A 9084-nucleotide genomic window follows, 5' to 3' on the forward strand; every position below is an offset into this window, starting at 1 on the left:
TCGTCGACTACACCAGCGGCATGGCGCTGGGCACGCTCGGCGGCAGCAAGACGTTCGACCTGAACGTCGCCGCCGCGGGCAACACCGATGTGGTGCGCTCCAAGATGCGCACGATGGAGCACCTCGGGCTGAAGGCCCAGATCGAGGACATCCTGATCACGCTGTCCGACCAGTACCACCTGATCCGCCTGATCGGCGGGCGCGGTGGCAACGGTCTCTTCCTCTACCTGGTCCTGGACGCCAAGCGGGCCAACCTGGCGATGGCCCGCCACCAGTTGAAGCGGATCGAGGAGGACCTGGAGGTGTGACCCACCGGGGACCCACCAGGTCCTCCGGACCCTGAACGAGAACTACACGAGTGCCGCGGTGCGGCGGCGCGCTCCGCCCGGAGCCGCGTCGCCCGCCGCGATGCCCGTGCTGCGGTACGACTTGACCGCCTTGCCGGCCGGCCGGCCGCCGTTCCCGGCGAGCCAGTCGACGCGCACCCACAGCAGCGCGTCCTCGGCCCGTTCCAGCCGCCCGAGCCAGGAGGCCTTCAGCCGCAGCCCCGTACCGCACCCGGCGAGCAGCAGACCGGCCGCGGCGGGCACGGCGAACGCGCTGCCCAGCGCGGCGGCGAAGGCGAGCAGCAGCCACCAGCGGTGACCGCGGCGCCAGTTGCGCACCGCCACCGAGCGGTCCTGGAGCACATCGTGCTTGCTCGCGCGGACGGCGGCACGGGCGAGCGCGCTGTACCGCTTGCGCCGCACGAGTGCCACCACGGCCGCCGCCACGATGAAGAGCGCGGCCCCCGCCATCACCCCGATCCGCCGTCCCGTGAACCCGGACGGCAGTACGCCGACACCGGCCGCGACCACTCCGCACCACCACAACGGCGCGGCCCCGGCCCGTACGACGACGGCCACCCGAGCCAGTCCCTGACCTCCGCGTGCCACGTTCCGCCTCCTCGTCGTCTGGATGACTCGCATCCTTTTCCGATCGAGCAGATTAGCGAGTGAACGTGAGACGACAATGAGAACGGCACGAAAAGCCCCGAGAACGTGGGCTCATTCCACGAACAGGCCCCGCACCGCGGCCCTCGCGTCGAACTCCTCCAGCCGGGCCTGCGCGTCGGGCAGGTCGTCGCACATGGCCTCCAGCAGCACCCGGCCGAGCAGCATCGGCGCGCACGCGGTGTCGAAGGCGAGGCCGGTGCCGACGGCGGCCGGCAGCAGCAGGTCGGAGACCTTGGCGACCGGCGCGAAGGCGGAGTCGGCGACCGTCACGACGGTCAGGCCGGCCTCCTTGGCGTAGGCGAGGGTGTCGACGACCTCGCGCGGGTGGCGGGGCAGCGCGAAGCACAGCAGCGTGGAGGCGCCAGCGCGGACGGCCGCGTCGATCCGGTCGTGGATCATCGTGCCGCCCTCGTGCAGCAGCCGGACGTCCGGGTGGACCTTGGCGGCGAAGTAGGCGAATCCGTACGCCTGGGAGGCGGCGGCCCGCAGCCCGAGGACCGCCAGCGGCCGGGAGGCCGCGAGCAGCCGTCCCGCCTTCTGCACCGGCCGCGGGTCGGCGAGCACCTCGGCGAGGTGCCGGAGGTTCTCGATCTCGGCCTCGACGGCCTGCTGGTACTCGTTGTACGACGCCGAGCCCGCGCTCTGTTCGGCGGGCGCGACCTCGCGCAGGTGCCGGCGCAGGGCGGGGTAGCCGTCGAAGCCGAGGGCGACCGCGAAGCGGGTGACGGAGGGCTGGCTGACCCCGGCCAGTTCGGCCAGTTCGACGCTGGACAGGAAGGGCACGTCGGCGGCGCGGCGCACCATGCTGTGGGCGATGCGCCGCTGGGTGGGCGTCAGCCGGTGTCCTTCGAAGAGTGCCTGGAGCCGGTTGGCGGGACTGTCGGCGGGCCCCCCGGTCCCGTGCCCCGCGCCTGACGTCGCACCCACGTCCACACCCGCGTCCCTGTCCGCGCTCATGCCCCGCTCCCCCTCCAGATGTCCGTGAACCGGTCCAGCAGCCGGGCCGCCGCCGTCACGTCGTCCGTGAGCGGCCGGTCGGCCTGGTCCTCGTCGAGCACCGACTCGGCCAGCTCCAGCGCCCGGCTCACCAGAAGCCCCGGTTCGGGCCTCAGGTCCCGCTGGTGCAGCGCCCGTACGGCGGCGACGAGTTCACAGCCGACGACGAGACGGTACGCGCCGCAGACCCGCAGTGTCTGCCGGGCGGCGAGCGAGGCGAAGCTGGCCTGCTCCTCGACGCCTCGGGAGAGTACAGCGTGGCCGAGGGACGCGGGGGCGGAGAAGGCCCGCAGGTCACCGAGGGCGGCGCCGGCGGCGTATTCCAGGATCATCACGCCGGAGGATGCGGGCTCGGGGTCGGCGAGGAAGGGGCGCAGCCGGGTGTAGGCGGGCTCGTTCAGTGTGGACAGCCGGGAGGTGGACAGGCGCGCCACCTGGGTCACCGCGAGCCGGAAGTGGTCCAGCGCGAGGGCGAGTTGGGCCTGGTAGAAGCCGCCGTGGTGGTAGGCGGTGAGGTCCTGGGCGGAGATGAGGGGGTTCTCGGCGGCGGCGTTGATCTCGATGGTGAGCACCTCCTCCAGGGCGTCGGCGGCGTCGTGGGCCGGGCCGTGGATCTGGGGCAGGCAGCGGAAGCCGTAGGGGTCCTGGATGCGTCCGAGGGGCGGGGTGGGCCGTTCGTCGGCGCCGATCAGCGCTCGCATACGGCGGGCGACCTCGGCGGAGCCGCGGTGCGGCCGGGCCAGGTGGACGGGGGCGGCGTACGCCTCGTGGGAGCCGTCGACGGCGAGCAGGGAGAGGGCGGCGACGACCTGGGTGGCGGCGATGAGACCGCGCAGCTCGTGCAGGGCGAGGGCGGACTGGCCGAGGGTGAGGGCGTTGCTGCTGATGAGCGCGAGGGCGTCGTTGTTGTCGAGGGGCTGGGGCCGCGGGGCGCCGGTGCCGCGCCAGGGGTGTTCGCCGACCAGGGCGAGGCCGAGCTGCGCGAGGGCGGCGAGGTCCCCGGTGCCGACCGAGCCGAACTCGTTGACGACGGGGTGGGCGCCGCTCTCCAGTGCCTCGCACAGGGCGGTGACGACGGTCGGCCGCAGTCCGGCGCCGCCGGCGAGGAGTTGGTTGGCGCGTACGGCGAGCATGGCCCGCACCTGCCGGGCGGGCAGTTCCTCGCCGATGGCGCCGGCGTGGCTGCGCAGCAGGCGCAGGCCGTGTCCGGCGGCCGCCTCGGTGGGCACGTCCTCGTTCCGGTTGGCGCCGACGCCGGTGGAGCGGCCGTAGACGCGGCCGGTGGCGGCGATCTGCCGGGCGGCGTCCCAGCTGTCCGTCATCCGCCGCACCGCGTCGGGCGCGGGGACCGGCGGGGCGACTCCGTCGGCGAGCCGTACGACGTCCGCGACGCCGAGGCCGCGGCCGTCAAGGACGACGGGGGCGGAGGCTCCGTCGGTCGCGGCTTCCGTCGCGTCCACGATCCGAGATGACATATGACCCCAAACTCCCTAGATCCGGACACTCGATCTTGCCCACCGGTCATCCGTCACCTCGGATCAACATCAACCCGTTGACAAGCTATTCACACACCGAGAACTCTGCATGAGGATATACAGCCGGGCAAGGGACAACTCGCAACGGCGGCACGTCCGCCGCGGGCGGCGGCTCCAGCAAGGGCGGCATCACCATCGGCACCGCCAACCTCACCGAGAACCAGGTCCTCGGCCACCTCTACGCCGCCGTCCTCAGGTCGGCCGGACGGCGGTCGGCGGACCCCCGTACCAACAGGGGGGCTAACCCCAGTGCCCGCGCCGGGTCCGCTGCCTACCGTGGACTCCATGACGGGACGGGAGACCACCATGGACGCGCGGGACACCGAGCTGAAGAAGGAACTCGACGCCACTTTGCAGGCCCGCAGGGAACTGGGCGAGGAGTACGAGTCCGCGCTGGTGGACTCGTTCCTGGAGAAGGTCGACCAGCGCATCGACGGCGCCGTCGAGCGCCGGGTGCGCCGGCAGTACGCCGAGCAGCAGATGGTGTCGGCCCGCGACGGCCGCTCGTCGGGGGCCACCGACTCCTGGGGGGAGCGCTTCGGCTTCGGGATCGTCTCGCTGGTGCTGGCGGTCCCGCTGTCCGCGATCGGCGCGGGCGTGGCGCATCTGCCGGGCCTGATCGTGTCCTGGCTGGGCATCGTCGGCATCAACGTCGTCCAGGCGGCCCGGATCAACCCGGGCCTGTTCGGCAGGCGGCGCGGCTCCTCCGAGAACAGCGACTGGGAGGGCTGACCGCCGGCCGGCCCGGCTCACCGGCTGCTCTCAGGCCTGCCGGGTCGGCAGCACCATGATCTGGCGCAGGTTGACGTGCCGGGGCCGGCTGGTGGCGTAGGCGACGACGTCGGCCAGTTCCTGCGCCGACAGGGCGCCGACGGACTCCAGCATTCCGCGCACCAGGCCGGCCAGGTCGGTGTCGACGTGCGTGAGCAGTTCGGTCTCGGTGAGCCCCGGCTCGATGTTGGTGACCCGGACGTCGCGCGGGCCGAACTCGGTGCGCAGGGCCTGCGAGAGGTAGGTGACGGCGGCCTTGGTGGCGCCGTACACGGCGTAGTCGGGGAACGCCACGTGGGCGGCGATGGACGACACGTTGACCAGATCGGCGGTGCCGCCCTCGGCGGCGGTGTCGGTCAGGTCGGCGGTGAAGGCGCGGATCACCCGCAGGACGCCGGTCACGTTGGTGTCGAGCATCCGCTGCCATTCGTCGGCCCGGCCGTCGGCGACGGGGTGGGGCAGCATGACGCCGGCGTTGTTGACGACCAGGCCGACGCGGCCGTAGGCGTCCCGGACGCGGGCGGCGGCCTCGTCCACCGACGTCTGGTCGGTGACGTCGGCGACCACGGCGAGGGCCTCGCCCCCGTCGGCACGGATCTTCCCGGCGAGCGCGTCCAGCCGCTCCCCGCGCCGGGCGACCAGCGCGACCCGGGCGCCGTGCGCGGCGAGCAGGACGGCGGTGGCCTCGCCGATGCCGCTGGTGGCACCGGTGACGACGGCGGTACGGCCGGCCAGGTTCTCGTACGACATGAGGTGCTCCTCGAACTGCTCGGCCGGGGCGTCTCCCCGGCGGCACCCACCACACTGGCCGCCCGCGCCACGGCTACCCAGGGATGCGCTTTTCCTGGGTCTGACAGAACCAGGTTCGGATCCGGCCTCTCGCCTAGGATCGAACTCATGGACGGGGACCTGGGAGATTTTCTACGCTCGCGCCGTGCCCGCATCCGGCCCGAGGAGGTCGGCCTGCCCTCGCACGGGCGGCGCCGCGTGCCGGGTCTGCGCCGCGAGGAGGTGGCGCAGCTCGCCGGAGTGAGCGTCGACTACTACATCCGCGTCGAACAGGGCCGGGGTCCGAGCGTCAGCGACGCCGTCCTGGACGCCATCGCGCGCGTGCTGCGCCTGGACGAGACCGAGCACGCCCATCTGCGCGCGCTGGCCCGCCCCCGCAGGCCGCGTGGCCGCACGGCCACGCCCGCGCCCGCGGTCCGTCCCGGTGTCCAGACCCTGCTCGACGGCATGGACCGTGCCCCGGCGGCCGTCATCAATCACCGGATGGACGTCCTGGCGTGGAACGCGCTCGCCGACGCGGTGTTCCACTACGCGCGGACGCCCCCCGAGGAGCGCAACGTCCCCCGGCATCTCTTCCTCGACCCCACCGCGAGCGACTTCTACCCCGAGTGGCACGCGGTCGCCGTGCAGTGCGTCGCCCACCTTCGGGTGCTGGCCGGCCGGCACGCCGACGACCGCGCACTCACCTCGCTGGTCGGCGAACTCTCCCTGAAGAGCGAGGACTTCCGCCGACTGTGGGCGGACCACCCGGTCGCGGAGTGCGCCTACGGTGTGAAGCGGGTCCGGCACCCCGTCGCCGGTCTGCTCACCTTCCCGTACGAGACGCTGGCGGTCACCGCCGACCCGGAGCAGACGCTGCTGGTCTACACCCCGGAGCCGGGCTCGGAGACGGCGGAGCGGCTGGCGCTGCTGGGGAGCTGGACGTCGCCCGTGGCGGCGGAACGCCGCTGAGGCAGCACCCCTGAGGCACCTGAGGTGACCGGACCCTTGCGGGCGACCGGGGGCCGGGGGGCGAGCCGCGCCCGGAAAGAGTTATGTCGCGGGGACCGCCGCACCCCCGTTACCGGGGGGCGGGACGACGGCGGTCCCCGCGAGGGACGCGAGCCGGGTCAGGCCAGGCTTTCGCGTCCATGGCGTCGGTGGAGGTCCGGGAGCCGCTCCGGAGGTCCGTGACGCCGTTTCGGTGCCGGTGGGGCGGGGAGCCGCTCCCGCCCTGCCGACATCCATAAATATGCCGGACGCGTGTTAAGCGTGTGCTGCGCGGACGTGACGCCCTCGTACCACTTCCGCGAAGTCCACCCTTTCGGTGGGCGAACGGAAGTCCGCCGCCGGTGAGGGCGGTTCACCGCAGGTTTCCCCGGTGTTCCGCCCCCGGACGCCGGAACCTACTTCGCGCCGCCCTTGGCCAGGAAGGCCAGCAGGTCCTGCCGGCTGACCACACCGGTCGGCTTGCCCTCGATGAGCACGATCGCCGCGTCCGCCGTACCCAGCACGGACATCAGGTCGCCGACCGGCTCACCGGAGCCGACCTGCGGCAGCGGGGCGGACATGTGCTTCTCCAGCGGGTCCTCCAGCGAGGCCCGCTTGCTGAACAGGGCGTCCAGCAGCTCGCGTTCCACGACGGAGCCCACGACCTCGGCGGCCATCACGTCGGGGTGACCGGCGCCCGGCTTGACGACGGGCATCTGCGAGACGCCGTACTCGCGCAGGACCTCGATGGCCTGGCCGACGGTCTCCTCGGGGTGCATGTGGACGAGGGACGGCATGGCGCCGTGCTGCTTGTCGTTGAGGACGTCGGCGACGCGGGCACTGGGGCCCTCGTCCTCCAGGAAGCCGTAGTCGGCCATCCACTCGTCGTTGAAGATCTTGCTGAGGTAGCCGCGGCCGCTGTCCGGCAGCAGTACGACGACGACGTCGTCGGGGCCGAGCCGCTCGGCGACCCGCAGCGCGGCGACGACGGCCATGCCGCAGGAGCCGCCCACGAGCAGCCCCTCCTCCTTGGCCAGCCGGCGGGTCATCTGGAAGGAGTCCTTGTCGGACACGGCGACGATCTCGTCGGCGACGGTCCGGTCGTAGGCGGTCGGCCAGAAGTCCTCACCGACACCCTCGACGAGGTACGGCCGCCCGGAGCCGCCGGAGTACACGGACCCCTCGGGGTCGGCGCCGACGACCTGGACGCGGCCCTCGCTGGCGTCCTTCAGGTAGCGGCCGGTCCCGGAGATGGTGCCGCCCGTGCCCACGCCCGTGACGAAGTGGGTGATCCGCCCGTCCGTCTGCTCCCACAGCTCGGGGCCGGTGGAGTGATAGTGCGAGAGCGGGTTGTGGGGGTTGGAGTACTGGTCGGGCTTCCACGCGCCGGGCGTCTCACGGACCAGCCGGTCGGAGACGTTGTAGTAGGAGTCCGGGTGCTCGGGGTCCACGGCGGTCGGGCAGACGACGACCTCGGCGCCGTACGCCCGCAGCACGTTGATCTTGTCGGTGCTCACCTTGTCGGGGCACACGAAGATGCACTTGTACCCCTTCTGCTGCGCCACGATGGCCAGCCCGACACCGGTGTTTCCGCTGGTGGGCTCGACGATCGTGCCACCGGGCTTGAGCGCGCCGCTCTCCTCCGCCGCCTCGATCATGCGCAGGGCGATGCGGTCCTTCACGGAACCGCCCGGGTTGAAGTACTCCACCTTGGCCAGGACGGTCGCCCGGATGCCCTTGGTCACGCTGTTGAGCTTCACCAGCGGGGTGTTGCCGACGAGGCTGATCATCGAGTCGTGGAATTGCACCGTTGTCTCCGGTTGCTTGCAAAAACAGTGGTCGTAGTGGTCACGCCAGCCTACGACCCCGGCCGTGACGTTCACTCCCTGTTGAGATTGGCCGACCGTCCGTACGGGGCAAGGAGTGGATGTACGGACACGGAGGAGGTGGCGGCGAGGCATGACGAGCATGTCCAGGGCACGAGTGGCCCGGCGCATCGCGGCCGGGGCGGCCTACGGCGGCGGCGGCATCGGTCTGGCCGGAGCGGCGGCCGTCGGGCTGGTCCTGACGGAGATGCGGCTGGCCCGGCGCCAGGTCGGCAACGGCACACACCCGCACGTCCCCCAGGCGGACGGCCTCTACGGCCGCGCCTACGACACCCCCGGTCCCGGAGCGGAACCGCTGTACCTGACGCTGCTGGGCGACTCCACGGCGGCGGGCCAGGGCGTCCACCGGGCCGGGCAGACCCCCGGCGCGCTGCTGGCCTCGGGGCTCGCGGCGGTCGCCGAACGGCCGGTCCAGCTGCGCAACGTGGCACTGCCCGGTGCCCGCTCCGACGACCTCGACCGGCAGGTCGCGCTCGTCGTGGGCGGCGCGGCCCCGGTGCCCGACGTCTGCGTGATCATGATCGGCGCGAACGACGTCACCCACCGCATGCCCCCGACCCTCTCGGTGCGTCACCTCGCGGCGGCGGTACGGCGGCTGCGCACGGCCGGCGCGGAAGTGGTCGTCGGCACCTGTCCCGACCTCGGCACCATCGAGCCCGTCGGACAGCCCCTGCGGTGGCTCGCCAGACGGGCCTCCCGCCAGCTGGCGGCCGCTCAGACGATCGGCGTCGTCGAGCAGGGCGGCCGCACCGTGTCGCTGGGCGACCTGCTGGGCCCCGAGTTCGAGGCGAACCCGCGCGAACTGTTCGGCCCCGACCACTACCACCCCTCGGCGGAGGGCTACGCCACGGCCGCGATGGCCGTCCTGCCGACGGTGTGCGCGACGCTGGGCCTGTGGCCGGCGGAGGAGGAGCGCCCCGACGTCTCCCGCCGCGAGGGCTTCCTCCCGGTGGCCCGTGCGGCGGCCGAGGCGGCGTCGGAGGCAGGCACGGAGGTCGCGGCGGCGCTGCCTACAGGCCCCCGTGGCCCCTGGGCCCTCCTCAAGAGGCGCCGCCGCCGCCGGGTCCCGGAGCCGGAGCACGTCCCCCAGTGACCATCCCCAGGAGCCTGTCCGGCGTTTGAGGACGAGGCCGTTCAGGCCGA

9 protein-coding genes and 1 pseudogene are annotated in these 9084 nt (G+C 72.9%); 5 read left to right on the top strand and 5 right to left on the bottom strand.

Annotated features, from left to right (window positions below; all coding sequences use genetic code 11):
* On the top strand, positions 1-308 hold a 308-nt coding region (locus BZL64_RS28010), incomplete at its 5' end, for a hypothetical protein (protein ID WP_086771964.1).
* Between the two features lie 42 nt (positions 309-350).
* Here the strand turns inward: BZL64_RS28010 and BZL64_RS28015 are convergent.
* The 3 genes from BZL64_RS28015 to BZL64_RS28025 all read right to left on the bottom strand — a co-directional run bounded on the left by BZL64_RS28015 (position 351) and on the right by BZL64_RS28025 (position 3466).
* Positions 351-935: a hypothetical protein gene (locus BZL64_RS28015; RefSeq protein ID WP_086771965.1), complete on the bottom strand. Its 585-nt coding sequence runs from the start codon at positions 933-935 to the stop codon at positions 351-353.
* Positions 936-1046: 111 nt separating this feature from the next.
* The gene (locus BZL64_RS28020) at positions 1047-1952 is read right to left on the bottom strand and encodes a MurR/RpiR family transcriptional regulator (RefSeq protein WP_244205518.1); all 906 of its coding nucleotides are present in this window, start codon (positions 1950-1952) and stop codon (positions 1047-1049) included.
* Positions 1949-3466, bottom strand: a complete 1518-nt coding sequence (locus tag BZL64_RS28025) for an aromatic amino acid ammonia-lyase (protein ID WP_086771966.1) — start codon at positions 3464-3466, stop codon at positions 1949-1951. The genes BZL64_RS28020 and BZL64_RS28025 overlap by 4 nt, the downstream gene beginning before the upstream one ends.
* A 155-nt stretch (positions 3467-3621) precedes the next feature.
* Here BZL64_RS28025 and BZL64_RS41400 point away from each other — a divergent pair.
* Together BZL64_RS41400 and BZL64_RS28030 are read left to right on the top strand one after the other, a co-directional pair.
* Positions 3622-3733: pseudogene (locus BZL64_RS41400) on the top strand (ABC transporter substrate-binding protein); the annotation flags it as partial.
* Positions 3734-3832: 99 nt separating this feature from the next.
* Positions 3833-4258, top strand: a complete 426-nt coding sequence (locus tag BZL64_RS28030) for a hypothetical protein (RefSeq protein ID WP_167396210.1) — start codon at positions 3833-3835, stop codon at positions 4256-4258.
* A 30-nt stretch (positions 4259-4288) separates the two neighbouring features.
* Here the strand turns inward: BZL64_RS28030 and BZL64_RS28035 are convergent, their stop codons facing one another.
* Positions 4289-5047 carry an SDR family oxidoreductase gene (locus tag BZL64_RS28035; RefSeq protein WP_086771968.1) on the bottom strand — a complete coding sequence of 253 codons (759 nt, stop codon included), beginning with the start codon at positions 5045-5047 and terminating at the stop codon, positions 4289-4291.
* A 147-nt stretch (positions 5048-5194) separates the two neighbouring features.
* On the opposite strand from BZL64_RS28035, the gene BZL64_RS28040 reads away from it, so the two are divergent.
* Positions 5195-6037: a helix-turn-helix transcriptional regulator gene (locus tag BZL64_RS28040; RefSeq protein WP_086771969.1), complete on the top strand. Its 843-nt coding sequence runs from the start codon at positions 5195-5197 to the stop codon at positions 6035-6037.
* A 434-nt stretch (positions 6038-6471) separates the two neighbouring features.
* Here BZL64_RS28040 and BZL64_RS28045 read toward each other — a convergent pair whose 3' ends face one another.
* Entirely contained in the window at positions 6472-7863 is a 1392-nt protein-coding gene (locus BZL64_RS28045; RefSeq protein ID WP_086771970.1) for a cystathionine beta-synthase, read from the bottom strand.
* Positions 7864-8014: 151 nt separating this feature from the next.
* Here BZL64_RS28045 and BZL64_RS28050 point away from each other — a divergent pair, with 151 nt between their 5' ends.
* Positions 8015-9034 (top strand): SGNH/GDSL hydrolase family protein, encoded by a 1020-nt coding sequence (locus BZL64_RS28050; protein ID WP_086771971.1) that lies wholly within the window; start codon positions 8015-8017, stop codon positions 9032-9034.
* The last annotated feature ends 50 nt before the right edge of the window (positions 9035-9084 follow it).

This window comes from Streptomyces bobili, from assembly GCF_002154575.1.
Classification (GTDB): domain Bacteria; phylum Actinomycetota; class Actinomycetes; order Streptomycetales; family Streptomycetaceae; genus Streptomyces; species Streptomyces bobili.

What these genes read in the sequence shown, in the direction of transcription:
- BZL64_RS28020 (WP_244205518.1), bottom strand. Translation starts at nt 1,952, where the DNA reads ATGAGCGCGGACAGGGACGCGGGTGTGGACGTGGGTGCGACGTCAGGC.
- BZL64_RS28025 (WP_086771966.1), bottom strand. Translation starts at nt 3,466, where the DNA reads ATGTCATCTCGGATCGTGGACGCGACGGAAGCCGCGACCGACGGAGCC.
- BZL64_RS28030 (WP_167396210.1), top strand. Translation starts at nt 3,833, where the DNA reads ATGGACGCGCGGGACACCGAGCTGAAGAAGGAACTCGACGCCACTTTG.
- BZL64_RS28035 (WP_086771968.1), bottom strand. Translation starts at nt 5,047, where the DNA reads ATGTCGTACGAGAACCTGGCCGGCCGTACCGCCGTCGTCACCGGTGCC.
- BZL64_RS28040 (WP_086771969.1), top strand. Translation starts at nt 5,195, where the DNA reads ATGGACGGGGACCTGGGAGATTTTCTACGCTCGCGCCGTGCCCGCATC.
- BZL64_RS28050 (WP_086771971.1), top strand. Translation starts at nt 8,015, where the DNA reads ATGACGAGCATGTCCAGGGCACGAGTGGCCCGGCGCATCGCGGCCGGG.